Here is a 26,898-nt window from a genome sequence, read left to right on the forward strand (position 1 = left end):
GGTGAGCGGGGCTTAGCCTCGCTGCCCAACGTTTTCCCGAGAGGCCGCCTGAATGCTCAGGCGGCTTTTTTTGCGTGCGTTTTTCGACCTTGGTTCAGCATTCATGCTTCCGCTGGCCTGTCGATGGCTGCAGTCAGCGGGCCATACAGTCGCTCGGCCAGCGCCGTGAAGTCCTCGTCACGCCGCGTTCTGCAGGCTGAAAATTCCTCGAAGTTTTCCCAAAGCCGGGCCAGCAACGGGTCGCTGTCGCGCTCTCCCGGTTGCTGGTGCGTGCCATTGAAGACTTGCGCCGCCTGATTCCGGCCTTTCTCGGCAGCACCCGCATTCAACCAGGCAAAGGCGGTTTTGCAGGCAAGGGGAAATGGTTGTTGCGCCGACTCGAACCAGGCAGTCAGTATGTCGACCAGCAGGGTTTCCGCGTTTTCTGGCGGCACGGGGGCGAGACGAATGATGCCGGTTTCACTGACGAGGTGGCTGAAGACCGGTACCCCCGACATCTGGGACAGCAAATGAGCGGGCCATTCGGCGACCAGTTTATGCCAGTCCAGCGTGTTTCCCTTGTGGACGCGACCATTCAGGAAGCAGATTCTTGCGCCTTCTCCGGTTTCATCGAGCAGGATATCGCGGGGGCTGTCGACGAGTTCGATGCCTTCCGGGCCGGAGATGCCGATCGGTGCCACGCCGGTCTGGGGGCGCGCGTAGCGTGCATGCAGTGTCAGCCAGCTTTGCCATTGCTCCAGCAGCGGCTCGATGAGTGTGGTGTCGGGATCGGTCAGCACCAGGGGCAGGGTGCCTGCCCGCTGCAAACGGGACAATTCCTGCCGGAGCCAGTCGGACAGTCTCCCGATGTCGGGTGACGGCATATCCGGTTCAGCCTTGGCCAGGCGTCGTCGTAGGGCGTCATTCAGGGCGAACTTGACCTGCCAGAGTGCCAGCGCATCCAACTGGAACGGCTCGTGATCCGCCGGCATCTCCTCGGGGGCGTTCAGCACGGTATTGAAGCGGGCGCGCCAGAGGGTATGCGCGGGATGGCGGAGGAACCGCCCCAGAATATCCCGGTTCAGGGGCGATTCCGGCCGCCAGAGCGGGAGTTCGGTCGGTACGTTCGCCGGCGACGTGGACCGAGTGGCGTTATGGATGGCCTGCCAGTCCGCGGCATAGGTGAACAGATTGGGGTCGTCTCCGGAAAAATAACGATGGCTGAACGGATGCAGGGGGTGCTCCGTCGTGAGGACCGTGCTGGGTTTCTCGGCGCCCTCGATCCGCCAGTATTGATCGATGTAGTCGGCGAGCTGGCTGACCAGCACCGAGGCCGGACGACGGGTGTTCTTGTGGATGTCTCGACCGACCCAGCTGATGGTGAGGCGTTCGCGGGCCGCGAGCACGGCCTCCAGGAACAGGTAGCGGTCGTCTTCGCGACGCGAGCGATCACCCGGTCGGTAGCGGTTTGCCATAAGATCGAAATCGCTGCGCGGCTGGCGCCGGGGATAACTGGCGTCGTCCATGCCGAGCAGATACAGGTGCCGGTAGGGAATGGTACGCATCGGCATGAGCGTGGCGAAATGCACGCCCCCCACCAGGAAACGTTGTTGCAGACGATGCGGTTCGAGGCGTTCCAACCAGGCGGTACGTACGGTATCGATGGTGAGCGGTTCCGATAACCCGGCGGACTGACAGTCCCTGAGCCATTGGTTCAGCGCGGTGAGCAAGCGGCCACGCCATTCCAGATTCATCTGCCAGTCGTGATCCGTCAGTGCCCCCCCGCGTTGGTGGCGCCCTGCCGCGTCCAGATTTTCCGGGGCGATCAGGAAGTCGTCCATCAGGCTGCGCAGCAGCGTTGCCCACGTTTCCGGCAGGTGGCGGCCTTGGAGTGCCTCGGTATACCGGGACAGCTGCAGGATCAGGTCGGCCAGGCCACCCAGGATGGGGGCGGCCGAGCCGTCGATGCCTGCATAGGGTTCCATGCCCTGCCAGCCGGCCTCGGTATCGCCGCTCAGGTAACCGAGGAGCAGTCGGTTCAGGCCGAAGCGCCAGCTGTTCTGTTCGATCGCCGGCGGCAGGCCGAATTGTTCGCGATGATGGGCATCGAGTCCCCAGCGAATGCCAGCCTGATCGATCCACGTCTGCAGGGTGGGGACATCGGCATCGGCGATATCGAATCGTGCGCGCAGCAGCGGATTACCGAGCAGGTCGAGGATCTCGCTGCGTCCGAGCCGTGCGTGATCGAGATGCAGCAACTGTTCGAGCGTGCCCAGGATCGGGGTTTGCGCGCCCGGTGACTGATCGGAGATGGTGAACGGGATGTAGCGGGGGTCATCATGCGTCAGACGACCGAAGATCGCCGTGATCGCGGGCGCATACAAGTTCATGTCCGGCACCATGACGATGAGATCGGTCGGATGGAGGCCGGGATCGGCGTCAAAGGCGGCCAGCATCAGGTCGTGCAGGATCTCGATCTCGCGCAGCGGGCTGTGTGCCGAGTGAAAGCGGATCGATCGGTCCTGGCCCGGGTCGATTCGTCGGCCGAGGGTCATCAGTTCGTCGGGCGTTCGCGCCTCGAGAATGTCCGTCTGAATCTGGGACAGCAGGGTGGGTTCCGGCCGGGTCTCGTCGGGGGACTCGAACAGATCGAGCGCCAATTGATTCTGCGTGAAGCGCGACTCGAACCGCGCACTTTCGTCGAATTCGTCCAACATGCGCATCAGATCCCGTCCCTGTCGGCCCCAGGCAGCGAGCAACGGGTGTGCATGTTCTGTCAGCCCGCTCAGGCCAGGCGTCTCCCCGGCGCGTTTCGGGCGGTGGCGGGGCGAGGGGGGCGGGAAAAACTGGTGGCCATCGATCATGTCGCCCCAGTAGTGTCGACAAGGATTCTGCAGGCAGACGATGACCTGGCTCCAGCGGGCCACCGTCGCCAGAACGTCGAGAATCTGCGGCGCCAATGTCGACAGGCCGAAGACGATGATGCGTCGGGGGAGCGTTTCCGGTGGGGATTCGCACCGTGCGGCGGCCGTTCTGAAGGCCAGGTGCAATTCTGCGCGACCGAGCGCGGCGTCTGGCGCGCGATCGTTCGCGATGTGCTGCGCCCGCGCATCGTCGACGATGGCGCGCCAGAGGATCGGTTGCCAGTGCTGTCCAGGTTCGAGCGGCGTTTCACCGGTCGGTAGATCGTCCCGCCCGGATTGCCAGTGCAGCAGCCAGTCCGCGCGATAAACCTGATATTGATCCAATTGATCGGCGATGCGTTGGGCGAGCTGATAGAGGCGTCGCTCATCCGGCTTGTCGTCGGTCAGAATATAGTGACGCAGGTCCCTGAAGGCCGGTTGATCCCAGAGCGTCGGCAGCAGGCGCATGAGGCGCCAGACGAGTTGCCCCTTGTCCAGAGGCGATTCGGCGGGGACGGCCGCTTCGCCAAGCAGTGCCCGGTAGCATTGCCACTGCAGCCGGGCCGGCAGAATGAAGTTCAGTGCCGTGGCGATGCCCAGTCCACTGCCGTGTCCGGCCCCTGAATCAGCCCGAGGCTGGGCGAGGCCGAGACGCAGCCACTGGGCCATGCCGTTGCTTTGCACCAGAATGGTTTCCGATTCCAGCGGGGCGAGCGGATAGGCGCGAATCCAGTCGATGGTCACCTGGCGCAGCGATTCGAGCTTGTTGCCTTGCAGCAGGATGAAGCCGGGGGCGATGTCGGCGTGTTCCGTCATGATTCCTTCGCGGTTGTGATGGCTCGGTGGGCGCTGGCGGCAGTATTGAGACGACTGCGGCGATTATCCGGCGAATGGGCGACCGGGTACAACAGGGAGACTGAACGGGGTTGGGTGGGAGGGGGAGGCGGGTGCGCGGGTCCCTCGCGCGAGTGGGGTGTCCTAGAGGTCGGGATCGACGGGAAGCAATGGCGGCGCGAAGACCGCACAGTTGCCTCCCGCACGCTTGGCTTGATACATGGCCGAATCTGCGGCGCACATCAGGGCATTCTGGTTGCGGCTTTCCTTGGGATGGATTTCGCAAACGCCGATACTGCTCGAGATGCGCACGTATTCGCCCTCGCGGCCGATCTTGAGGTAGAGCGCCTGGGAAATGCGGCGAACGATGTCCTGCAGATCCTTCAGGTTTCGGGCCGACTCGACGAGGATGGCGATTTCGTCGCCGCCCAGTCGGGAAACATGATCTTCCGGGCTCAACACTTCGCGCAGGCGATTGCTGATTTCCAGAAGCAGCCGATCGCCGAATTCGTGCCCCAGGGTATCGTTGACGGTCTTGAAGTTGTCGATATCGATGATGACGAGGGCCGTGTTGCGATCCCCCGCCTGTGCCCGGAGCACGGTCTGATCCATGAGCTGGTAGAAGCCGGCCCGGTTGGGCAGACCGGTCAGCGGATCGCTGTGGGCCAGGCGATTGAGATGGTTCTCGATCTTGTCGCGATACAGGGCCGTGCCAATGAAGTCCGCAAACAGGGTGGCCAGACTCAATTGGCGCATGGAAAGCGGTTCGGTCACCGGTTTGAACCAGGATAGTGCAAGCACCGCTTCAATTTGATCCGAAATGTGGATCGGGATACTGAGGCTCGCCTTGAGACCGGATTCGACGAATTGCGGTAGGGCGAGGTCGCTGCTGGGATAATCCTCGATAAACAACGGGTGATTCTGTGCCAGGGCGGCACCGGCGACGCCCGAGTCGCGGGGAAAGGCATGCTGTGACAATGCGACAAATTGGGGCGGAAGGCCTTGGAAAAACCGATATTTAAGACGGTTTCCTCGTTCTTCCGGCAAGATCAGACCGGCGCCGTCGGCACCGACCACCTTGGCTGCGGCGTTCGCGGCCATGGTGAAAAAGCGACTCAAATTGGTTTCCCGAGCGAGTATGGAGAGCAGAACGATATCCGAATCGCGCAGGTCGGGGGTTTCTTGCATGACAAAAGGCTCCTTCAGGCACAAGGAAATTGTTTGCCTACGGAAAGTCAAAGCAAATATAGCGCCAGTTGATTCCACCTGTGAACAGGGGGCGCATAAAAAAACCGCCCCGGAAGTGGGGCGGCGATCAGTCGTCGATTTCGCGGTGCGCGGAATCAGGTCGCGCGCTTGCGGAATTCGCCGGTGCGGGTATCGATTTCGATGTTCTCGCCGATTTCGATGAAGGAGGCAACCTGCAGTTCGTAGCCGTTGGTGAGCTTGGCGGCCTTCATGACCTTGCCGGAGGTGTCGCCACGGGCGGCCGGTTCGGTGTAGGCCACTTCACGGACGATGATGGTCGGCAGTTCGACGGAGATCGGCTTTTCGTTGTAGAACACCACTTCGCAAATGTCGGTCATGCCGTCGACGAGGTAGTTGATGGTGTCGCCCATGTTTTCCGCTTCGACTTCGTAGGAGTTGAATTCGGAGTCCATGAAGACGTACAGCGGATCGGCGTAGTAGCTGTAGGTGCATTCCTTCTTGTCGAGGATGACCTGGTCGAACTTGTCGTCGGCCTTGAATACCGTTTCGGTGCTCGAGCCGCTCAGCAGGTTCTTCATTTTCATCTTGACGACGGCAGCGTTGCGGCCGGATTTGTTGAATTCAGCCTTCAAAATGACCATGGGATCTTTGCCGACCATGATGACGTTGCCGGCGCGAAATTCTTGTGCGGTTTTCATGTGGGTACCCGGTTTAGGAGGATTTTGGCCTGAAAAACCAGACCTTAGATTAAATGGTCGCGCATTGTAACCGCTGTTCGGCGGTTTTGACTAGCCATTGCGCCAGCTCGATACCCCGGGCGAGTTGGGTCGTTTGTGCTGCCATGGATTGATGCAATTCGGGCAGGGCGGCGACCAGTGCCTGCCAATGGGCCGGCGTGAAGGTCTCGGCGTTCCAGTCGTGACTCACCTGTCGCCAGGCCGTTTGCGCAGTTGGCGGAACTGTTTCGCCCAGCGTGTCGAGGAGGGCATCGAGCTTGATCCAATGGGCGTCGTCTGCCGTGGGATAGATTTGCCAGATGAACGGCTTGCCGGCCCAGATCGCTCGGGCGAGGGAATCTTCACCGCGCACGAAGTTGAGATCGCAGAGCCAGAGCAGCCGGTCGAACTCGTGCTGGGGCAGGAACGGCAGGATATGCAACGTGAGGTTTCCGTGGCTATGACGGTCGCCGGTGGACAGCGTCGGCAGATTCAGCGCCATTCGTGCCGACGTCAGCAATCGGCCTTCAGGCAGGTAGGCGACGACGGGCGTCGGATGAGTCGCCAATGCCTGAAGCAGCCCACTCAGCGCCGCGTTTTCATAACCGAACAGGAAAACGGTGAGGCAGTTCCCGACCGGTAGTGGTACCCGCCACCGTGTCGCCCAGTCCTGCCGAAGGGATGGGGTGCTCAGAAATCGTTGCCGCTCGGCGAGCAGGTCGGCTTCCCGGAGCAGGCCGCCGGTACCCGGCGCAATACCCGGAATGGCGAAAATCTTGGGGACCCCGTTGGGTTGCGGCGAGGGTAGGCCATGGCACTCTGCGGCCCAGGGCTCTGCCGTGAAATATTCGAGATTGAACCACGCTCGGGTGTGCTCGGCCATGACTCTGACGTAGTTCTCGGGCAGGGCGCAGGCAAAGGCCTCGATGACGACCGTGGCGGGCGTGACGTCGGGGAAGGGCGTCGACCACAGGCGAATCTCGATGCCCAGGCAGTGCTGTCGGTTGACCAGGGGATCGATGTCCGGAACCAGCTTGGCCAGGGCCGCCGGATCGTCGACCCAGAGTCGTACGGTCTGTCGGTACTCCGTGGCGAGGATGCGTGCCAGCCGCCAGGTGATGCCGATATCGCCGAAATTGTCGATGACCCGGCAGAAGATGTCCCAGTTCGCCTTGAATTCGGGACGGTCTTTGTGTGGGCAGACGTTCGTAGGGAAGGTGCTCATCGATGAGGTGACGTGTTTCGCCTTCAATGGCCGGTTTGCGCGATCGGCTTGGTCTCTGCGGGCCAGGGCGTCACGACACCGGTCTGCACGTCGACCGTGACCATCCGGTCGTGGTTGGTGTCTGCCACGAGCAGGTGTCGGTCGTCGAGCACGGCCAGTCCGTTCGGCTGAGCCAGCGACTTGGTCAGGGTGGTCACCTGGAGGCTGTCGAGGTCCAGTTTGCGGATGGCGTTGTTGAAGGTGTCGGCGATGTAGAGGGCATGGTTCAGATAGGCGACGCCCTGCGGGTGCTGCAATTGGGCCTGCGCCGCCAGACCGTCCTGATCACCGAAATTGAACAGCCCCTTGCCGACCAGGGTGATCACGAGGCCGGTGTTGAGGTTGATCTGGCGGATCGAGGAGGATTCCGGATCGGCGACGTAGAGGTTGCCGGCGTGATAGGCCAGTCCGCTCGACTGGGCAAAATTGGCGTTCAGACGCTCGCCGTCGCTCAGTCCCTCGCGCCCGCTGCCGGCATAGGGAGCCAGGCGGTTCTTGTCGGGCAGGTAGCGCCAGATCTGGTGATCGCCGGCCATGGCGATGAAGAGCTGTTTGTCCGCATAAGTCAGGGCCCAGGGCGAATTGAGCGCAATGTCGCGGGGATTGCGCGCCCCGGTGATGCCGGGCATGCGCTGGCCATTGCCGGCGACGGTTCGGACACGGTGATGCTTCAGGTCGATGGCCCGGATTCGCTGGTTGTCCGTATCCGCGACGTAGAGGATCGACCCGGCGAAGGCCAGACCCTGCGGCCGGTTGAATTCGGCGTGTGCATCGTCACCGTCGGAAAAACCGGCGCGCCCCGAGCCGATGGCGGCGAGCCGCTTGCCGGCGCGGTCGTAGATCAGGATTTGATTACGACCGGTGTCGCTGATGGCGATGCGATCCCCGTCGACGGCAACTTTCGTCGGTAGCGCAAAGACATGGTCGTCGGGTTTCAGGGGGCGGAGGGGTAGGGGCGGGTGCGTGAGCAGGTTCGCCTTGCTTGCCTGCGCTATCTCGGCGGCGATCGGTGCGGCCATCTGCGCGTAGCTGCGTTCGCCCACGAAACTCTGTACCACCTTGCCATCCGGGCCGAGCAGGATCATCGTCGGCCAGGCAAACACGCCGTAGTGCTGCCACCAGGCCATGCCCGAATCGATGAACACCGGTTCGTCGATGCCGTAGCGACGAAGGAAGGGCGGCATATTTGCCGCCTGCTGGGAGGCACTGAATTTCGGCGAAGTGACGCCGACCACCAGCAGATCGTCACCGAACTTCTGTTTCAGTTGCTGCTGGATCGGAATCATGTGGATGCAGTTGATGCAGCCCGGCGTGAAGAAATCCAGCAGTACCACACGACCGTGCAGTTCGGTTTTCGTCAGTGGGCGGCTAACGTTGAACCAGGTGGCGCCCGCTGGGAAGGCGGGGTAGTCCGCGGCCTTGGCGGCGGTGACGAGCGGCGGGGCAAGCCAGAGCAGGGCGACCACCGTGACGGCAATCAGGGCCAGGGGGGTGATGAGCGGACGAAATCGCATCATGACGGGTTCCTGTGGCGTGTTCGGTCTTCATCGTCGAGTCTACACGAGAAAGTGCCGGGACAGGTTTGCGGCAGGGCAGGGCTTGGCGCGTACAATGGCGATCTTCTTTCGTTGATTGCCGGAAATCGCCATGCCCTTGTTGACCGTTGAACGCCTGCACTTTGCCCTGGGAACCCGGGTGCTGCTCGACCACGTGAATCTGACGGTCGAGGCCGGCGAGCGCATTGCGCTGATCGGCCGCAACGGGGCAGGGAAGTCGACCTTCCTGAAGATCCTGGCGGGCGAGGCGCGGGCGGACGACGGGCAGGTGCGTGCCGAAGGCGGCGCGCGCGTGGCCTATCTGCAGCAGGATCCGCAGATGGATTCGTCGGACAGTGTCTATGCCGTCGTGGCCGAGGGGCTGGGCGATCTGCACGATGTGCTGACGGCCTATCACGCCTGCATCGATCGTCTGGGGCAGGGGGACGAATCGGCCATGGACGAGATGGCCCGCCTCCAGCAGCAGATCGAGGCCCGGGGCGGCTGGCTGGTGGCGCAGCGGCTGGATGAGGTCATCACCCGGCTCGACCTGGACCCGAACGTGCCCGTCAAATCGCTCTCTGGCGGCGCGAAGCGGCGCGTGCTGCTTGCCCAGGCCCTGGTGCAGGACCCGGACGTGCTTCTGCTCGACGAGCCGACCAACCATCTGGACATCGCCAGCATCGAATGGCTGGAAGGACTGATTCGCGATTTTCGCGGTGCGGTGATCTTCATCACCCACGACCGGGCTTTCCTGCAAAGTCTGGCGAACCGCATCCTGGAACTCGACCGGGGACAGCTCACGTCCTGGCCGGGCGATTACCAGAATTACCTGCGTCGCGTGGAAGAGCGCGAGCATGCCGAACAGATCCAGAATGCGGAGTTCGACAAGTTCCTGGCCCAGGAGGAAGTGTGGATCCGTCAGGGCATCAAGGCGCGGCGGACCCGGAACGAGGGGCGGGTGCGCCGGCTGGAGGCGCTACGCAAGGAGCGGGCGGCGCGGGTGAACAAGCAGGGCAAGGTCGAGGTGAGCCTCGCCAGCGCCAAGACCTCCGGCAAGATCGTGGTGGAGGCGGAACACGCCAGCAAGACCTTCGCGGGCAAGCCGGTGCTGCGCGATTTTTCCCTGCGCATCATGCGCGGCGACCGCATCGGTCTCGTCGGCCCCAATGGCGTGGGCAAGAGCACCCTGATCAAACTGATGCTGGGGCAGATCCAGCCCGATTCGGGCTCGGTGCGCCTGGGCACGCAGCTGGACGTGGCCTATTTCGACCAGCATCGCGCGCAACTGCGACCGGACTGGACGGCACTGGAAAACCTCTGCGACGGGGGTGACCGTATCGACGTGCATGGTCAGAACATGCACGGGATCGGTTATCTGCAGCAGTTCCTGTTCACACCGGATCGGGCGCGGACCAAGGTTGAATCGCTCTCCGGCGGCGAGCGCAACCGCCTGTTGCTGGCCCGGCTGTTTGCGCAGTCCGCCAACCTGCTGGTGCTGGATGAACCGACCAACGATCTGGATCTCGAAACGCTGGAAGTCCTGGAACAGGTGCTGCTCGATTTCGATGGCACCCTGCTGGTGGTCAGCCACGACCGGGCCTTCCTCGATAACGTGGTGACTAGCCTGCTGGTGTTCGAGGGCGACGGCAAGGTGCGTGAAGTGGTCGGCACCTATGAGGACTGGCTGGCCATTCGGGCCCGGGAGGCTACTCAGGCCGAATCGGGGCAGTCGACCAAGGGCGGGGGGCGCGCTGCGCCTACGAAATCGGTTGTGTCGTCCGGTGGCGCCGAGGCCGCGGAGCACCCCGCCAAGTCGGCGGCGAAGACCAACAAGCTCAGCTTCAAGGAAAAGCATGAGCTGGCGGAATTGCCTGCACGGATCGAGGCGCTGGAGGCGGAGCAGGAGACCTTGAGCGCCCAGGTTGGCAATCCGGATTTCTATCTGCGACCGGCCGAGGAAACCCAGCCCGTGCTGGCACGGGTTGCGGCCCTTTCCGAAGAGCTGGAGCAGCTGATCGACCGGTGGAGCGACCTGGAGTCGCGGGCAGGCGGGGATGCCTGAACGCGATGTAGCGTGTACGCCCGGTTTCCCGATGCGGTGAAACAGATGACGCACGACGGGGGGAGGGACTGGTATGCCTGGCGAGGCGATATCCTGATCCTGCGGATCAAGGTACAGCCCCGGTCAAGTCGCAATGCCCTGGGCGAGGTGCTGGGCGATCGGGTCAAGCTCTATCTGACCGCACCCCCCGTGGACGGCAAGGCGAATGCCGCCGTGGTGGCCTTTCTGGCCAACCATTTCGGGGTTGCCAAGGGGCAGGTGACGATCCGGCGCGGCGAAACGGGCCGCGACAAGGAAATCCATGTCCAGTCACCGCAGAATCTGGCGGTTCTGGGGATCTGTCGTGACTGAGGGCGATGAAAATCCGTGTGGCCGGCCATAAAAAAACCGCCCTCCATCTGGGGGCGGTCTGTCTTTTCCAGCTGGCCTGATCCGTCAGGCCGGGCTCAAGCCGATATTACGGCTTGTACGGCCCCGGGTTCGGCTGGCTTTTCCACTCTCGCTCAGCCAGCGGCTGCAGGCTGGCGATGTAGTCGGCGTACTTGATGGCACCGGCGTAGTCGCCCTTCTCGGCAAGCTTGTCGGCATGCTCAAGGATCGGAGACTTGGCCTTCGGATTCCAGGGGGCAATCCCTTCCTTTTCCAGCTTCTTGACTTCAGCCATGGCTGTGCTGCGGGCCTTCTCGTACTCCGCCTTGTCGGCGGCATTGGCAACGCCAATACCCGCGATCAACGCGGCAACCGCCAGAGCGGATGTCAATTTTTGAACGTTTTTCATTCTAATGCCTCCTAGATGGATTCCTTTGGTGCGGTTCGACTGTAGCCTAAAGCCTTCGGGATGGCTACTGCTTCAGCGGGTTTGAGTTTACCCGTTAGGCTTCCATCCTTATAATTGGCAAAATTTTCATTCCCGTAAGAGATCTTTATGATGCGTATTGTCGAGGAAGGTCTGACCTTTGATGATGTTCTGTTGGTGCCGGCGCATTCCACCGTGCTTCCGCGCGATGTGTCGCTGAAAACCCAACTGACGCGCAACGTGTGGCTGAACGTGCCACTGGCCTCGGCCGCCATGGATACCGTGACCGAAGCACGCCTCGCCATCGCCCTGGCGCAGGAAGGCGGCATCGGCATCATCCACAAGAACATGTCGCCCGCAAAGCAGGCCGAGCATGTGCGTCAGGTCAAGAAACACGAATCCGGGGTCATCAAGGATCCCATCACTGTCCCGCCGCAAACCAGTATCCGCGACGTGCTCAAGCTGACGCGCGATCATCACATCAGCGGTGTGCCCGTTGTCGAGGGCAAGGATCTCGTCGGCATCGTTACGAGCCGGGACCTGCGGTTCGAGCGCAATCTCGACCAACCCGTCAGCCAGATCATGACCACGCGCGAGCGCCTGGTCACCGTGCGTGAAGGCGCGAGCCGCGACGAAGTTCAGGCGTTGCTGCACAAGCACCGGATCGAGAAGGTGCTGGTGGTCAACGAGCGCTTCGAACTGAGCGGCATGATCACGGTGAAGGACATCCAGAAATCCACCGATCACCCGAATGCCTCCAAGGACTCTCTGGGACGCCTGTTGGTGGGTGCGGCCGTGGGCACCGGCGGCGATACCGAAGAACGGGTCGAAGCGCTGGTTTCGGCGGGCGTCGACGTGCTGGTGGTGGATACCGCCCACGGTCATAGCCAAGGCGTGCTCGATCGCGTCAAATGGGTCAAGAGCCTATACCCCCAGGTCGACGTGATCGGCGGCAATATCGCCACGGGCGCGGCGGCACTTGATCTCGTCGCTGCCGGGGCCGATGCGGTCAAGGTCGGGATCGGCCCGGGCTCGATCTGTACCACGCGCATCATCGCCGGTGTCGGCGTGCCGCAGATCACTGCGATCTCCAATGTGGCCGAAGCCCTCAAGGGTACCGGCGTGCCGCTGATCGCGGACGGCGGTATCCGCTATTCGGGCGATTTCGCCAAGGCGATTGCCGCCGGTGCGAACACCGTCATGGTCGGCAGCATGCTGGCGGGTACGGAAGAGGCACCGGGCGAGGTCGAGCTCTACCAGGGCCGCTCCTACAAATCCTACCGGGGCATGGGTTCTCTGGGCGCGATGCAGCAGGGTTCCAGCGACCGTTATTTCCAGGGTGAGGCCACGGCTGAGAAGCTCGTGCCGGAAGGGATCGAGGGTCGGGTGCCGTACAAGGGTTCCCTGGTGGCGATCGTGCACCAGATGCTGGGCGGTCTTCGCTCGTCCATGGGCTATGTCGGCGCCAAGGACATCGAGACGATGCGCAAGGTGCCTCAGTTCGTGCGGATCACGAGTGCGGGCATGCGCGAATCGCATGTGCATGATGTGTCTATCACCAAGGAAAGCCCGAACTATCGGATCGATTGACCGATAGTTTCGCGCGTTCGCCAGAATAAGCGGCTGTGCCGCTTTTTTGGCTTTCTGGTGCCGGCTTCCGCCGCTGGGTCAAGGCATCCGCGGCGTGTGACCGTTGAGATTTTCCGGCGATTGCCCCACCCCCGGCGATCACCTGATGGCGATCACCGCCATAACCTACAGGATTTTTGAATTCATGACCCAGATCACCAACACTGCCGATATCCACGCCGAACGCATCCTGATCCTGGATTTCGGCTCACAGTACACCCAGCTGATCGCCCGCCGGGTGCGCGAATGCGGCGTGTATTGCGAGATTCATTCCTGGGACGTGGACGATGCCTTCGTGACGGATTTCGCGCCGGTGGGCGTCATTCTCTCCGGCGGGCCCGAATCGGTCATCGACAGCACCCCGCCCGCAGCGCCGATGGCCGTGTTCAACCTCGGCGTACCGGTATTGGGCATCTGCTACGGCATGCAGACCATGGCGGCCCAGCTCGGCGGCATCGTGGAAAATGCCCTGCACCGCGAGTTCGGTCATGCCCTGGTGCGCGCGCGCGGCCATACAGCGCTGCTCAAGGACATCGAGGATCAGGTCACCCCGGAAGGCTACGGCTTGCTGGACGTGTGGATGAGCCATGGCGACCACGTGATCGAGATGCCGGAAGGCTTCAAGCTGATGGCCTCGACCGACAACGCGCCGATTGCCGGCATGGCCGACGAGACGCGCCGGTTTTATGCCGTCCAGTTCCACCCGGAAGTCACCCATACCCGTCAGGGGCATCGCATTCTGGAGCGGTTCGTGCGCGACATCTGCGCGACCCACGGCCTGTGGAAGCCGGACAACATCATTGAGGACATGCTAACGCGCATCCGCGAGCAGGTGGGTGACGACGAGGTCATCCTGGGGCTGTCCGGCGGGGTGGATTCCTCGGTGGTGGCGGCCCTGCTGCACCGGGCCATCGGCGACCAGCTGACCTGCATCTTCGTCGACAACGGCCTGCTGCGCCTGAATGAAGGCGATCAGGTGATGCAGACCTTCGCCCAACACATGGGCGTGCGCGTCATCCGCGTCGATGCCGAGGAGCGCTTCCTGTCCCGCCTGGCCGGGCAGGACGACCCGGAGGTCAAGCGCAAGACCATCGGCAATGTCTTCGTCGAGATTTTCGAGGAAGAGGCCAACAAGCGGCAGAACGCCGCCTGGCTGGCCCAAGGCACGATCTACCCGGACGTGATCGAGTCGGCCGGCTCCAAGACCGGCAAGGCGCATGTGATCAAGTCCCACCACAACGTCGGCGGCCTGCCGGCGCACATGCGCCTGAAGCTGCTCGAACCCCTGCGCGAACTGTTCAAGGATGAGGTCCGCAAGATCGGTGTCGAACTGGGCCTGCCGAGCGAGATGGTCTACCGCCATCCCTTCCCGGGCCCGGGCCTCGGCGTGCGTATCCTGGGTGAAGTGAAGAAGCCCTATGCCGACCTGCTGCGGCGCGCCGACGCCATCTTCATCGATGAACTGCGTTCGGCAGATCTCTACGACAAGGTCTCCCAGGCCTTCGTGGTCTTCCTCCCCGTGAAGTCGGTCGGCGTCATGGGCGATGGCCGCAAGTACGATTACGTGGTGGCCCTGCGCGCCGTCGAGACCATCGACTTCATGACGGCCCGCTGGGCGCATCTGCCCTACGAATTCATCGAGCGCGTCTCCCTGCGCATCGTCAACGAGATCGACGGGATCTCGCGGGTCGTGTACGACGTGACGGGCAAGCCGCCCGGAACGATCGAGTGGGAGTAACCGATACAGGCGACCACAAAAAGCTCAGTGGTTTCACGCGGCCTCGTTGGTGTGGTTAAGGTGGCTTGTAAAACCTGTTGTACCCGATTGGGTTGGTTCTGGCCGAAGCTGTCTATCGGGCATCGTATAATCGCCGCCGTTTTGCCTGCGATAAGGGATCGGCTTAACCATGGTGCCTGCGCGACAGGATGCGCGCAGGCCTTCAGCGATGGGTTCCAATGCGGATGTGTCATAGCGGAAGGCCACGAAGTGCGGCATCACGCCGTAACCAAGCTGATAGATAATGCCGTGGTTGATCGGGAACAACGGGTCTTAAATTTCGCCGTCTACGGCGCGTGACGCGATACAGCTTGCCGGGAGGCGCACACGCTGGGTCTCTCCGGTTTGTCGAAGCGCTCGCTGCCTTAAAGTCTCCAAGAGGTTCCGTCCACTCTTGTGTTTGGGCTCGTATCGCGGACTTTCGCGTAAGGCGCTGTCCTGGCGCGGAAAATCAATCTTTCCTGGTTTTTAATTCACCTCAATGACGATTTTGCCGAACGCACCTCGGTCGAGATGATCGAGTGCGTCAGGTAGTTCGGAAAAAGCATATCGAGCATCAATGACTGGTTTGATGCCTAACCGGTCAATGGCGCCGATCATGTCTTCCAGGCTGCGGCGGTGGCCGACGCCGATGCCCTGGAGCGTCAGACCTTTGCGCAGCACCGGCCCGGCGGGGCCGGATATCTCGAAGCCGCCGAACACGCCGATGACGGAAATTCGTCCATTCACGGCTGCGGCTTCGATGGACCGTCCGAGATGCGTGCCGCCGATCGTTTCTAAAATATGGTCGGCGCCCTGGTCGTTCGTCAGTCGATAAACCGATTCAACCCAATCTTCGCTGAGACGATTGATGCCGTACGTGGCGCCGAGCATTTTTGCGCGTGCGATTTTATCGTCGCTTCCAGAGACGACTATGACGCTGGCACCGAGCGCCTTTGCTAACTGCAAACCGAAAATTGCCACGCCACCGGTGCCGTGCGTCAGCACGGTTTGCCCCGCACGCAGCGTTCCTCGTTCAACCAGTGCAAACCATGCGGTTAATGCGGCGCAAGGCAGGGTGCTGGCTTCGGCATCGTCCAGCGTGGCCGGTGCGTGAACCAGCCAATCTTCGGGAAAACAGACGTACTCGGCAAGGACGCCGGGATAGAGACCGCCAAGTGTTTTATAGGGTGGGTTACGCGCCGTGCCGGTATTTCGGCCATCGATCCAGTCGGGAGAAAAGTTGCCAACGACCCGGTCACCGACTTGGAATCGCGTGTTGCCCCCTCCCACAGCTTCCACAACGCCGGCCATGTCGGATCCGGGTATGAAGGGAAACGTTAGCGCGAGACCCATGCCGTTTTCGATCACCAGTTTGTCGCGGTAGTTGAGTGACACGGCGGAGACTTTGACCAGGACTTCGCCCGCATTGGGCAAGGGGATCGGCAGCGTTGCCTGCGACAATCTGTTACGCCCCTTCTCGTCCATTCTCCAGCTATTCATTTTTGCATTCATATTCATCTCCACGAAATCGCATTTGACAGTCGAGACGACAATAACATTGCGCCAATGGAAACAGTGGCGATAATATTTCGCTAGTTTGTTGCGAAAAAATATCCAATCAAGTCATGCGCGATCATTTGGCCGGTATTTCGATTTTTGTCGAGGCGGTTGAGGCGGGGGGATTTTCCGCCGCAGCCGAGCGACTGAATTTGTCTCGTTCGTCCGTGGGGAAAGCGATTGCACGACTGGAAGAACGGCTGGGTACTCGTCTGTTTCATCGCACCACACGGAGCACGATGTTGACCGACGATGGCAATGCTTATTACGAGCATTGTCTTCAAGCCCTGGAGGCGATTCGTGCAGGAGAAGCTATGCTCGAGTCCGGCCGACACACTGTCAGCGGCAGAGTACGGATTTCGATGCCGGTATTATTCGGCCGTTATTGCGTAGTGCCGATATTGGTCGGGTTGGCTCGCCGATACCCAGAACTCGAACTGGAGCTCAGTTTCAGTGACAAACTGGTTAACTTGGTCGAGGACGGATTCGATCTGGCAGTGCGTAACGGGCCGTTGGATCATGCGGCAGATCATTTAATCGCCCGCAAGATTGCCCGTCAGCATATGGTTGTTTGTGCCGCACCATCGTATGTTGAGCGACATGGTCAGCCCGAGTGTATCGAGGATCTCGGCATGCATGGCATCGTTGCCTACGGCTGGTCCGGCTACACGTCCACATGGCGGTTTCCAAAACCAGGTAGGGAGTCGGCCGTGATGTTCAAACCCCAGGCAAGGCTGAAACTGGATGATCTCGAAGCCATTGCCGATCTGGCATCTCAAGGTATGGGGCTTGCTTGGTTGCCGTATTGGCTGGTCAAAGCGCGTATCCAGTCCGGCACGCTGGTCCCGGTACTCGAGCATCAACCGGGTTTTGTCATGGAATCGTATGCCCTTTGGCCGCAAACGCAGAGTTTGCCGTTCCGTCTGCGTGTTGTCGTCGATGCGCTTTCGAGTGAACTTCCCAAGGTAATGGCTTGACCGGGTAATGGCTTGACGGGGCGTTTAAACCTTCAGCGATTGCATCCCTGGTAATTGCGGAATTCGCGCCGCCATGAAGTCCAGAAATGAGCGGACTCTTTGCGGCTGATAGCGGCGAGACGGATATACCAGGTGAACCGCTTGTGCAGGCAGACGCCACGCCGGGAGAACACGAACGAGGGATTCGTTCTCGATCAAGTCCTGCACGAGCCAGGCGGGCACGGATCCCAAACCCACACCCTCAAGAAAGCATTGGCGCAGGGCGAGCGAGCTGTTGACGCGATAGCGCCCGTGGAGCGAAACCCTAACCACTTCTTGCGCGCGGGAGAATGCCATTTCATGTCCTGATGCTATGCCGGCATAGCGAAGGTACTCATGTTCGGCCAGATCTTCGGGTTTGGTGATCCGGGCGGATCGAACGATGTATTCGCGCGCGGCGACCAGCACGCGCGGGGACGTGGCAATTTGAGGCGCAACGACGTTGGGTGGAAGATCATCGCCGAGTCGGATGGCCACATCAACGCCTTCTTCAACCAGATCGATGATTCTATCGTTGAGAATTAATTCAATTTCAATCTGTGGATGTAAGGCAAGAAACTCGATAACCAGACTATTCAGGCGCAATTCGCCTAATCCGACAGGCGCATTCACGCGCAAAGTTCCCGTTAGCTGCCGAGTCTGACCGCGCACTTCTGCAACGGCGCCGGCATACTCTTCAAGTACGATCTTACTGCGCGCATAGAAGCGCTTGCCTTCCTCGGTTGGCGTCAAGTGCGTGGTCGACCGCTCAAGCAACCTGACCCCTAAACGCGCTTCGAGCGCTGCAATCACCTTGCTCATCGTCGGTTGGCCGATATTTTTCTCCCGCGCGGCCGCGGAAAAACTCCCCAGTTCAATGACGCGGTTGAACATCCGCATGGATTCGAGCGTGTCCATCCTATTCTCCTTTGGAATGAGTTATAGGGCGATTATCGGCATTCTAAGGTTAAAAGGAATGAGATAACTTGCCCCCGTCTACCAACATTCCGCTGAGGAACCCCCATGAATATTGCACAAACATCATCATTCCATGGCCGCCATATCGTTGTGTTTGGCGGAAGTTCGGGGATCGGATTGGCGACGGCAAAAGCACTGAAAACACAGGGAGCTAACGTCACCATCGTGGGGCGAACGCTTGAGAGGCTCCAGACTGCCGCAGATCAAATTGGCGGCGCCCGATACGCTGTAGCCGATCTTGCAGACAGAAAATCCATCGAAGCGATATTCGATGATACGACGCAGGTTGATCACCTGGTTATCACCGCGGGCGGCATACATGCCGGCAAACTGGTCGACTCTGATCCTGAAAAGTTGCTGTCCGAAGTTAACGAGCATATTTCCGGATCGCTCTATGCGGTTAAAAGCGTTATCCCTCGGATGCCCGGTACGGGTTCGATCGTTTTGATGGGTGGGCAGTTTTCGGACCGCCCCACGGGCGATGGCACGTCGGTCATGGCGTTGGCTTGCCGTGGGATCGAGGCGCTGGCCCGCGGGCTTGCGCTTGAAATCAAACCGATTCGCGTTAACGTAATCGCGCCGGGTTTCGTCGATACCCCGCTCTATGATGCATTCGGTGCCGAGGGTCGTGCCGCATTACTGGCTCATGCGGCCGGTAGCTTGCCCATTGGCCGCATTGGCCGACCGGAAGAAATCGCCGATGCAATCAGTTTTCTCCTGAGTAATGAATACATGAATTGCGAAGTGCTGCATATCGACGGCGGCGGGCGATTTGCCTGAACCGGTACATCCCAATGATTCAGCGTTGATGGGCCGGGCCGCTACCGACAGTTCCTCGGCGATCATCGTTCGTGAGGTCTCCGTGGCCAGCAAGGTGTCATGGTTACATCGCGCTCATGCCATCATTCTTTCTGCCGCATCGCTGCTGTCAGCAGCGTGAGTAGAAGGATCGCGATGGCACAGATGCTTGAGGCGGCGGCAAATCCCGTCACGAAAGCATCTCGCGCCTGTTCAAGCAAACCGGTCGGTAATGCGTGTGCCTCCGAAATGGCACCCGTCAGGCTGTCCGCCACCACGCCTTGAACGTCAGGGGGCAACCCGCTGGGCAGTTGGGCCGTGATACGCAGGCGGTAGACCGTACTGGCCAGACTCCCTAGGGTGGCGATGCCGATTGCCAGCCCCAGCTCCTGCACCATCTCCGATAGCGCCGAATGGCGAAATAGCACAGTACGGCATCAGTGCGGTCGAAAATGCCGATGGCGGGCGCATGGACGTACAACATGAGACGCTGGTGGTTGATCCGCATCGGCATCTGAAAATGGTGGTGTACTTCGCAGCATTGGGCAATCACTGATGTAAAGCTTGTCTGCCTTCCGATCCTGTTACCGCACATGACTCACCCGTGGGCAGTGGATTGCTTCCGCTGAACATCATCAGGGCATTTTAGGTATTCCTGAGTGGTTGCTGGACTCGGGTGACAAAGGATGTTGACCTTCCCGATATGATTATTTATTTCTGGCTTTTATCCTGGGTCATTGTCCGGCAGACGGAAGTACTCTGTCATGTTTGGATAGGGTGGTATTCACGGTCATCTCTACCTGTGGTGACCAGTAAGTCTTTGAAGTTAAATATTATGATGGTTGGTCTGTAATCAAATGGAAATTCCCGACGCACGGCCCGGTAAGATGTTGAGGTCTCGTGATCGCAACTTCATGCAGCAGGCCCTGGATGAGGCGCGGCATGCCGCCGCAGCCGGTGAGGTGCCCGTTGGCGCCGTGCTGGTGCGGGACGGTGCGGTGATCGCCCGGGGGCACAATACGCCGATTGGCGACCACGACCCCACGGCCCATGCCGAGATTCGCGCCCTGCGGGCCGCCGGGGCTGCGCTGGGCAACTACCGGCTGGATGGTTGTACCCTGTACGTCACGCTTGAACCCTGTCCGATGTGTCTGGCGGCGATGACCCATGCCCGAATCGACCGGGTCGTGTATGCCGCACCCGATCCGCGGGCCGGAGCCTGCGGCGGGGCGATCGACCTCAACCGGGCACCCTGGCACCACCACCCGCTGGTGATCGACACCGGCCCTTGCGAGCAGGAGGCGGCTGAACTGTTGCGGACCTTCTTCGAGGATCGGCGCGACTGAGCCGTGTTCGGCAGCCCGGGTCCTGCCGCCCCCAGCCATTTCACCTCGGTCCTATCATCCCGGTCCTATCATCCCGGTCATCTCACGCCCGTCCGTTCAGCGGGGCCCTCAGCCCGGAACGAAGTATTCCCCGGGCGCTGGTCGGGAAAGAAACCCCTGGGGCGAAGCGCTGGCGCCATAGGCTCCGGACTGGAGTACGCCGACAACATCGCCCGGTTGCAGTATCGGCAGGGCCTGGTTCTGACCCAGTACATCGAGCGGCGTGCACAGCGGCCCGGCCAGATCGACGGTCTCGCTGTGCGGCTCGTCCATCTGCGCGATGGCCACGATCGGCCAGTTGCGCCGCAACACCTGACCCAGGTTCCCCGACAGCGCGAGATGGTGATGCATGCCGCCGTCGCACATCAGGTAGATCTTGCCGCGGGAGGTCTTGCGGTCGACGATCCGCGTGACATAGATGCCCGCCGCGGCGACGAGATATCGTCCCAGTTCCAGATTCACCCGTACGCCGGTCCAGGCCTGCTGGGCGTCGGCGCCGATTTCGGCCAGGACGGGTTTCAGGGCCGCGAGGTCCAGCGGGGCGTCCTGCGGCTGGTAGACCACGCCGAACCCCCCTCCGAGGTTGAGGTGGCGGGGCATGAATCCCGTCTGCCGTGTCCAATCCTGCACCAAAATCAGGGATTGGCGCAGCGTGGCGGCGATGGCCTCGGCCTGGCGGTTCTGCGAACCGGCGAACAGGTGAAACCCTTCAAGAGCGAGGTGATCCCGAAGCGTGGCGTCGGTGCGGATGCGTTCGATCAGCGCCGGAATCGCCTCGCTGTCGATGCCGAAAGGCCGGGCACCGCCGCCCATTTTCATGCCGGCGCCCTTGAGCTCGAAGGGCGGATTGACGCGCAGGGCCACCCGGGCGCGCTTCCCGAGAGACTGTGCTACATCGGCGACTCGCTGCAACTCCCCTGCGGATTCGATATTGATGAGCACGCCGTGCGAGATGGCGAACCGGTGCTCGTCTGCGGATTTGGCCGGTCCGGCGATGCTGGTCTGTGCCAGGCGCGCCGGGGCGAGTTCGGCGACCCGTTGCATCTCGGCCAGGGAGGCGCAGTCGAAACCATCGACCTGGGTGGCGAGGTGGCTGATGACCGGCGGAAACGGATTGGCCTTGATGGCGTAATGCAGATGGATCGTGCCCGGCAGGACGGCCCGCACGGCCTGAACCTGAGCGCTGATCGCGGCGCCGTTATAGATATAGGCCGGCGTGGCAGGCTGCGCCTGATGGTTGAGCCAGTCGACGGCGGATTCGCCGGCAAGACACAGGCCCCGATCATCGATCTGCCAGGCGGCTGCCGCACCGCCCAGGGTTTCGGCGAGTAGCTGGCGTCCCGTGATGGGTGCCATGGACCCGGTTTCTTTGGACCCGGCTTCTTTGGACCCGGCTTCTTTGGACAGGTTTTCCTTAGACATGCTTTCTCGGGACCCGGTTTCATTGGGCATGGCGAGCGCCTCCCTCGTCCTTGGATGATTGTTCGGTCAGAAACTGTGCACGGGCGGCATGACGATCGAGTTTGCCATTGGCGGAGCGCGGCAGTTCGTCCCGGCAGCGAATGGCATCGGGTTGCTGGTAGGGGGCGAGCGCCTGTTTCAGCCAGCGGGCGAGTTCGGTCGTCGGGACGGGTGGCGCCACCATCAGGCCGATGGCATCGGGGGCATCTGGCGGGGCATCAGGGCCATCCGAGGGCGTGTAGCCGAAGGCAAGAGCTTCATGGACGCCGGAAAACTGCAGTGCCGCCGCCTCGATCTCTTCGGGGCTGACGCGAAACCCCTGGTGCTTGATCTGATCGTCCAGCCGGCTCACGAAATACAGTCGGCCCTCGGCGTCGCGGCGAACCCGATCCCCCGAAAAGACGACACGATGATCCGCCGGATTCGGCCAGCCGGCCGGCGGCATCCGAAAACGTTCGGCAGTGGCGGCCGGGTCGTTGAAGTAGCCGGCCGTCACCAGGGGACCGCCCTGGATCAACTCGCCTTCCGCCGCGACGTTCTCGGGGTACAGATGGCCCTGTTCGTCCACGAGACCCAGGGTCGTTTCGGGGAAGGCCCGGCCGATCGAGTCCGGGTGCGCATCCGTTTCGTCGGGGGGGAGGAAGCTGGCACGAAAGGCTTCGGTCAGCCCGTACATCAGGAACAGCCGGGTCGCGGGCAGGGCGCTGCGGATGGCCTGGACTGAGGAAACGGGGAGGCGCCCGCCCGAATTGGTGAGGTTGCGCAGCTGCGGACAGTCCGGCAGCCAGGCTTGCCGGGACAGGGGGATCAGCAATCCGGGCGTGCCGGCGAGCAGGGTGATGCCACCTTGCGTCAGCGGTTTTTTCAGGTCGTTGGGCAGCAGGTAGTCCTGCAGATGGATGCCCGCGCCGACGGTCAGAGCCGTGGTGATCTGGGAGAGTCCGTAATCGAAGGACAGCGGCAGGATGGACAGCACCTCGTCGTCTGCCGTCATGCCCAGATAATCGGCGACGGCCCGTGCCCCCAGGGTCAGATTCGCCCGGGTCACCATCACGCCCTTGGGCTGACCGGTGCTGCCGGAGGTGTAGAGCAGGGCGGCCAGTGCGTCGGGGCGCACTCCGGTCGCTGGCGCGAAAGGCGTGCGGTCGTTCGCTGGGGTGACGATGTCGTGGTGGGTGTCCACACGGGTTGTAAAAGGGGTCAGCATGCCATCCGGGGAGGTGCCGTATCCGAGTGTGCCCGCCTCGGTCTCCGTCGCGTCGAACGCGTCGGTCGAGAGGGTCAGGGCTTGTGCATGCGCCCTGTCGACAATCAGGCCCCGTGCCTCGGCGCGCTGGAAGATTTGACGGAGCTGGGCCGGGCGCAATGCGGGGTGCAGGGGCACGAAGACGATGCCGGCAGCCAGGGCGGCCAGCAGCATGATGACGGTTTCCGGCCGCTTGTTGGCCCAGATCAGCAGACGATCGCCTGGTTGTAGTCCGTGATCGATCAGGCGGGCCGCGGTCTGCCGGATGCGCTCGGCCAGTGCGCCATAGGCGATGGATTGCTGCCCGTGGCGCAGGGCGATACGGTCTGGCGCCAGAGCGGCAACGTGATGAAGTCGGTCGATCAGATCGGGGGGCATGATGTGCCTATGAAATGCGTCTGGGTAATGTGCTTGGGCCGCGGGATTCCGGGGGATGGTTCGTGGTGTTGGATCGCGCAAGAGCCGGGCCGGGCTCGGGATGCGTATAATGGGTGGAATTCTAACACGTGGCCGCTCGTGCTCCCGTTGAATCGCCCGGCATCTCCTCCGGTCGGGCAGGGGGCGGGCGGCCGCCACTTCGACGCGATGGAAAACTATGTCTGGCAATACCTTCGGCAAACTGTTCACGGTCACGACCTTCGGCGAATCCCATGGCCTGGCGCTGGGGGCGATCGTCGACGGCTGCCCGCCCGGCCTGCCGCTGACCGAGGCCGATCTGCAGATCGATCTGGATCGTCGTAAACCGGGCACGTCACGCCACACCACGCAGCGGCGCGAGCCGGACAGCGTGCGGATTCTCTCCGGCGTGTTCGAGGGCAAGACGACGGGCACGCCGATCGGGCTGCTGATCGAGAACGTCGACCAGCGCTCGCACGATTACGGCAAGATCGCCGATCAGTTCCGCCCCGGCCACGCGGATTACACCTACCTGCAGAAATACGGTATCCGCGACTATCGGGGCGGCGGGCGTTCCTCGGCGCGGGAAACGGCGATGCGGGTGGCGGCCGGGGCCATCGCCCGCAAGTGGCTGCGCGAGAAGTTCGGCGTCGAGATCCGGGGGTATCTGTCGCAACTCGGCCCGATCACGCCGAAGGTGTTCGACTGGTCGGTGGTGGATCAGAATCCGTTCTTCTGGCCCGATGCCGCACAGGTGCCGGAACTGGAGACGTTCATGGATGAGCTGCGCAAGTCCGGCGATTCCGTCGGCGCGCGGGTCTCCGTGGTGGCGACCGGTTGCCCGCCGGGCTGGGGGGAGCCGATCTTCGACCGGCTGGATGCGGAGCTGGCCCATGCCCTGATGAGCATCAATGCGGTGAAGGGCGTGGAAATCGGTGACGGCTTTGCCTGCGTGGCCGCGCGCGGTACCGAGTTCCGGGACGAAATGACGCCCGAAGGATTCCTGAGCAATCATGCTGGCGGCATCCTCGGCGGGATTTCCAGCGGGCAGGACATCGTGGCGCATATCGCGCTGAAGCCGACGTCGAGCATCCGACTGCCCGGCCAGAGTCTGGACCGGAGCGGGGCTGCCACCGAGGTGATCACGACCGGCCGGCACGACCCCTGCGTTGGTATTCGCGCAACGCCCATTGCCGAGGCGATGATGGCGCTGACCCTGATCGACCACGCCCTGCGCCACCGTGGCCAGTGCGGCGACGTGCATACTGATACGCCGATCGTTCCCGCTTCCGTTCGCTGATCCGCGGTGCGCGAATCGTCCTGGCCCGCCGATTCCCTGACCGCGATGCGGTTGACGCTGTTCGTCTATTTTCTGGGTTACGGGATTTTTCTGCCGTATTTCAGTCCCTTTCTGCTCGCTCAGGGGTTTCGCCCCGAACAGGTCGGGCAACTGCTCGCGGCGATCATGGCCGCCAAGATCGTGGCGCCGCCGCTGCTGGGCTGGTGGATCGATCACAGCAACCGCTTGATGCCCGTGCTGCGCAGCATGTCCTGGCTGGCGACCCTGCTGGCCGGGCTGGTTGGCGTGCTGGTGGCGACGCAGGCTTCCTTTGTGTGGTGGCTGGTCGTGCTTGGGGTGTTCGGACTTGTCTGGCAACCGATCCTGTCGCAGCTCGACGTGCTGACCCTGCGTCTCGTGGTGGGTCGGAGCCATGTCTATTCGGCGCTCAGGGCCTGGGGGTCGATCGGATTCATCGTTTCGGCTGTGGGATTCGGCTGGCTGCTCGACAGCACACCCAAGGCGCAGCAGTCGGTGCTTTTGATCGGCCTCCTGCTCGTGTGCCTGCTGGGTATGGCGCTGCTGCTCAGTCGCATGCCGGAACCGGCGCACCAGCCCGCCGCGCCGCATCAGGCGCCGCGCCTGACGGCGGATTTCTGGCATCAGTTCCGTCAGCCGGCGTTGTTCGGCTTCCTGCTGATGCAATTCCTGATCAACGTGGCGCATGGCGTCTACTACGCCTTTTTCAGTATCTATCTCGCCCAGCACGGATATTCGACCGGCGTGATCGGCCTGCTCTGGGCCTTGGGCGTGGTGGCGGAGATCGTGCTGTTCTTCGTGTTGCCCAAATTCATGCGGCGGGTTTCCGTCGTGATTCTGCTCGCAATCGCGCTTCTGCTGATGGCTTTGCGCTGGATCATGATCGGCACGCTCGTCGATTCGTTGGCCTGGCTGCTGCTCGCCCAGCTGCTGCATGCGGCCAGCTTCGGCTTGACGCACGCCATCGGGGTTGCCACGATTCATGAACATTTCACGGGGCGAGCGCAAGCCAGGGGGCAGGCGGTGTTGTCGGGGTTCAGTTATGGCGGCGGCGCGGCATTGGGGCTGTTGTTGGCCGGTTGGTTGTGGGTTCAGATGGGCCCGCGCGCGGCGTTTCTGGTCATGACCCTGGTCACCCTGATGGCCCTGGTTCTGCTCGGTTTCTGTCGCAGGCTGGTGGCGCGGGTCCGTCCCGATGACGAAGTGTCTGGGGAGGTCGTTGGCTGATGGCCACTTTCGTGAATCGATCCGCGCCTTCGGCGATCGCGTCGATCTCGGCCTGGTATCAAACGCCCATCGGTGCTCGGGTCGGCCGGGATCTGACCCAGTGTCTCGCCCGCCGTGCCGAGGATGCCTTTGGTTATCACGCGGTGGTGATGGGTGCGACGCTCCCCCTCGGCACGCGTCTGCGGATTCGCCATGTCACCCAGGTGAGCCCGTCGGTGGCGGCGATGGGCGGCCCTGCGCCGGGCGCGGGCAACGAATATCCCGGTGCCGGGTTGGTGGCGGATTTCACGGCCCTGCCGATCGCCAGCGAGGCGGCGGATCTGGTCATCGCCCTGCATGTGCTGGAAAATCTGCGTCAGCCCCACGATCTCCTGCGCGAGATGGATCGGATCGTCCGCCCCGAGGGGCGGCTGATGATCGTCGGGGTCAACCCGGTCAGCCTGTTCCCGGTGGCGCGTTTGCTGGGGCGGAGCTGTTATGCCCCGCTGCTGCGCGGGCACCGGCATGCGGCCTGGCGGCTCGTGGACTGGTTGCGGGTGCTGGGTTACGAAATCAATGCCGTGGAGCATGTGGGCGGACTCTGCCCGACCTGCCACGTGCGGCGCTATGAGCGTTTTCGCCCGCTGCGGGATTGGAGTCTGCGCTGGGCGTGGTTTCTGCATGGGTTCTACGTGATTGATGCGACCCGGCGGGAAAGCACCCCGACCGCGATCCGCCCGGCCTTCCGGTTCCGTGAACTGATGCCGCAGAAGGCCGGATCCCAGGTGGCGGGTTCGACGACCGCGGGTGCCCGCCTCAAGACATGGCCGAAGACCCGGTAGAATCAGCAGCGTAACAGGAACTCAATG

General features: G+C 62.2%; 22 protein-coding genes. 10 read left to right on the forward strand and 12 right to left on the reverse strand.

The window, feature by feature from the left end:
• Positions 1-101: 101 nt before the first annotated feature.
• From recC to A9404_RS12490, 5 genes are all read right to left on the reverse strand, one after another.
• The gene (gene recC / locus A9404_RS12470) at positions 102-3,698 is read right to left on the reverse strand and encodes an exodeoxyribonuclease V subunit gamma (RefSeq protein WP_066102217.1); all 3,597 of its coding nucleotides are present in this window, start codon (positions 3,696-3,698) and stop codon (positions 102-104) included.
• A 162-nt stretch (positions 3,699-3,860) separates the two neighbouring features.
• Positions 3,861-4,904: a sensor domain-containing diguanylate cyclase gene (locus A9404_RS12475; protein WP_066102218.1), complete on the reverse strand. Its 1,044-nt coding sequence runs from the start codon at positions 4,902-4,904 to the stop codon at positions 3,861-3,863.
• Positions 4,905-5,059: 155 nt separating this feature from the next.
• Positions 5,060-5,623 (reverse strand): elongation factor P, encoded by a 564-nt coding sequence (gene efp / locus A9404_RS12480; RefSeq protein WP_066102222.1) that lies wholly within the window; start codon positions 5,621-5,623, stop codon positions 5,060-5,062.
• A 49-nt stretch (positions 5,624-5,672) separates the two neighbouring features.
• Entirely contained in the window at positions 5,673-6,866 is a 1,194-nt protein-coding gene (gene earP / locus A9404_RS12485; RefSeq protein ID WP_066102225.1) for an elongation factor P maturation arginine rhamnosyltransferase EarP, read from the reverse strand.
• A 23-nt stretch (positions 6,867-6,889) separates the two neighbouring features.
• Entirely contained in the window at positions 6,890-8,422 is a 1,533-nt protein-coding gene (locus tag A9404_RS12490; RefSeq protein WP_082922968.1) for a redoxin family protein, read from the reverse strand.
• A gap of 130 nt (positions 8,423-8,552) precedes the next feature.
• On the opposite strand from A9404_RS12490, the gene A9404_RS12495 reads away from it, so the two are divergent.
• Together A9404_RS12495 and A9404_RS12500 are read left to right on the forward strand one after the other, a co-directional pair.
• Positions 8,553-10,505 (forward strand): ATP-binding cassette domain-containing protein, encoded by a 1,953-nt coding sequence (locus tag A9404_RS12495; protein ID WP_066102228.1) that lies wholly within the window; start codon positions 8,553-8,555, stop codon positions 10,503-10,505.
• Between the two features lie 45 nt (positions 10,506-10,550).
• Positions 10,551-10,856, forward strand: coding sequence for a DUF167 domain-containing protein (locus A9404_RS12500; RefSeq protein WP_066103400.1), 306 nt, complete (start codon positions 10,551-10,553; stop codon positions 10,854-10,856).
• Between the two features lie 106 nt (positions 10,857-10,962).
• On the opposite strand, the gene A9404_RS12505 is transcribed toward A9404_RS12500, so the two are convergent.
• Positions 10,963-11,283, reverse strand: coding sequence for a hypothetical protein (locus A9404_RS12505; RefSeq protein ID WP_066102231.1), 321 nt, complete (start codon positions 11,281-11,283; stop codon positions 10,963-10,965).
• Between the two features lie 150 nt (positions 11,284-11,433).
• On the opposite strand from A9404_RS12505, the gene guaB reads away from it, so the two are divergent.
• Both guaB and guaA read left to right on the forward strand, forming a co-directional pair.
• Positions 11,434-12,891: an IMP dehydrogenase gene (gene guaB, locus A9404_RS12510; protein ID WP_066103404.1), complete on the forward strand. Its 1,458-nt coding sequence runs from the start codon at positions 11,434-11,436 to the stop codon at positions 12,889-12,891.
• 184 nt (positions 12,892-13,075) lie between these two features.
• Positions 13,076-14,668: a glutamine-hydrolyzing GMP synthase gene (guaA, locus tag A9404_RS12515; protein ID WP_066103407.1), complete on the forward strand. Its 1,593-nt coding sequence runs from the start codon at positions 13,076-13,078 to the stop codon at positions 14,666-14,668.
• Positions 14,669-14,701: 33 nt separating this feature from the next.
• Here the strand turns inward: guaA and A9404_RS13475 are convergent, their stop codons facing one another.
• Positions 14,702-14,974: a hypothetical protein gene (locus A9404_RS13475; RefSeq protein ID WP_156521331.1), complete on the reverse strand. Its 273-nt coding sequence runs from the start codon at positions 14,972-14,974 to the stop codon at positions 14,702-14,704.
• A gap of 201 nt (positions 14,975-15,175) precedes the next feature.
• The gene (locus A9404_RS12520) at positions 15,176-16,201 is read right to left on the reverse strand and encodes a zinc-dependent alcohol dehydrogenase family protein (RefSeq protein ID WP_082922969.1); all 1,026 of its coding nucleotides are present in this window, start codon (positions 16,199-16,201) and stop codon (positions 15,176-15,178) included.
• 113 nt (positions 16,202-16,314) lie between these two features.
• Here A9404_RS12520 and A9404_RS12525 point away from each other — a divergent pair, with 113 nt between their 5' ends.
• Entirely contained in the window at positions 16,315-17,223 is a 909-nt protein-coding gene (locus A9404_RS12525) for a LysR family transcriptional regulator (RefSeq protein ID WP_066102237.1), read from the forward strand.
• A 24-nt stretch (positions 17,224-17,247) separates the two neighbouring features.
• On the opposite strand, the gene A9404_RS12530 is transcribed toward A9404_RS12525, so the two are convergent.
• Positions 17,248-18,159, reverse strand: coding sequence for a LysR family transcriptional regulator (locus tag A9404_RS12530; RefSeq protein WP_066102240.1), 912 nt, complete (start codon positions 18,157-18,159; stop codon positions 17,248-17,250).
• Positions 18,160-18,264: 105 nt separating this feature from the next.
• Between A9404_RS12530 and A9404_RS12535 the strand changes: the two genes are divergently transcribed.
• Positions 18,265-18,999: an SDR family oxidoreductase gene (locus tag A9404_RS12535; protein ID WP_066102242.1), complete on the forward strand. Its 735-nt coding sequence runs from the start codon at positions 18,265-18,267 to the stop codon at positions 18,997-18,999.
• 122 nt (positions 19,000-19,121) lie between these two features.
• Here A9404_RS12535 and A9404_RS12540 read toward each other — a convergent pair whose 3' ends face one another.
• Positions 19,122-19,445, reverse strand: a complete 324-nt coding sequence (locus A9404_RS12540; RefSeq protein ID WP_156521332.1) for a hypothetical protein — start codon at positions 19,443-19,445, stop codon at positions 19,122-19,124.
• A 429-nt stretch (positions 19,446-19,874) separates the two neighbouring features.
• On the opposite strand from A9404_RS12540, the gene tadA reads away from it, so the two are divergent.
• Complete coding sequence (gene tadA, locus A9404_RS12545) at positions 19,875-20,363, forward strand: tRNA adenosine(34) deaminase TadA (RefSeq protein ID WP_407645309.1); 489 nt, start codon at positions 19,875-19,877, stop codon at positions 20,361-20,363.
• A 108-nt stretch (positions 20,364-20,471) separates the two neighbouring features.
• Here the strand turns inward: tadA and A9404_RS12550 are convergent, their stop codons facing one another.
• Together A9404_RS12550 and A9404_RS12555 are read right to left on the reverse strand one after the other, a co-directional pair.
• The gene (locus tag A9404_RS12550; RefSeq protein WP_197490358.1) at positions 20,472-21,758 is read right to left on the reverse strand and encodes an alanine racemase; all 1,287 of its coding nucleotides are present in this window, start codon (positions 21,756-21,758) and stop codon (positions 20,472-20,474) included.
• Between the two features lie 85 nt (positions 21,759-21,843).
• Positions 21,844-23,487 carry an AMP-binding protein gene (locus A9404_RS12555; RefSeq protein ID WP_082922971.1) on the reverse strand — a complete coding sequence of 548 codons (1,644 nt, stop codon included), beginning with the start codon at positions 23,485-23,487 and terminating at the stop codon, positions 21,844-21,846.
• 217 nt (positions 23,488-23,704) lie between these two features.
• Between A9404_RS12555 and aroC the strand changes: the two genes are divergently transcribed.
• The 3 genes from aroC to A9404_RS12570 are packed head-to-tail and all read left to right on the forward strand — an operon-like array spanning position 23,705 to position 26,871.
• Positions 23,705-24,805 (forward strand): chorismate synthase, encoded by a 1,101-nt coding sequence (gene aroC / locus A9404_RS12560; protein ID WP_066102247.1) that lies wholly within the window; start codon positions 23,705-23,707, stop codon positions 24,803-24,805.
• 6 nt (positions 24,806-24,811) lie between these two features.
• Positions 24,812-26,050 carry an MFS transporter gene (locus tag A9404_RS12565; RefSeq protein ID WP_066102250.1) on the forward strand — a complete coding sequence of 413 codons (1,239 nt, stop codon included), beginning with the start codon at positions 24,812-24,814 and terminating at the stop codon, positions 26,048-26,050.
• Positions 26,050-26,871: a class I SAM-dependent methyltransferase gene (locus A9404_RS12570; protein ID WP_066102253.1), complete on the forward strand. Its 822-nt coding sequence runs from the start codon at positions 26,050-26,052 to the stop codon at positions 26,869-26,871. The genes A9404_RS12565 and A9404_RS12570 overlap by 1 nt, the downstream gene beginning before the upstream one ends.
• Positions 26,872-26,898: the final 27 nt, after the last annotated feature.

This window comes from Halothiobacillus diazotrophicus (assembly GCF_001663815.1).
GTDB lineage: Bacteria > Pseudomonadota > Gammaproteobacteria > Halothiobacillales > Halothiobacillaceae > Halothiobacillus > Halothiobacillus diazotrophicus.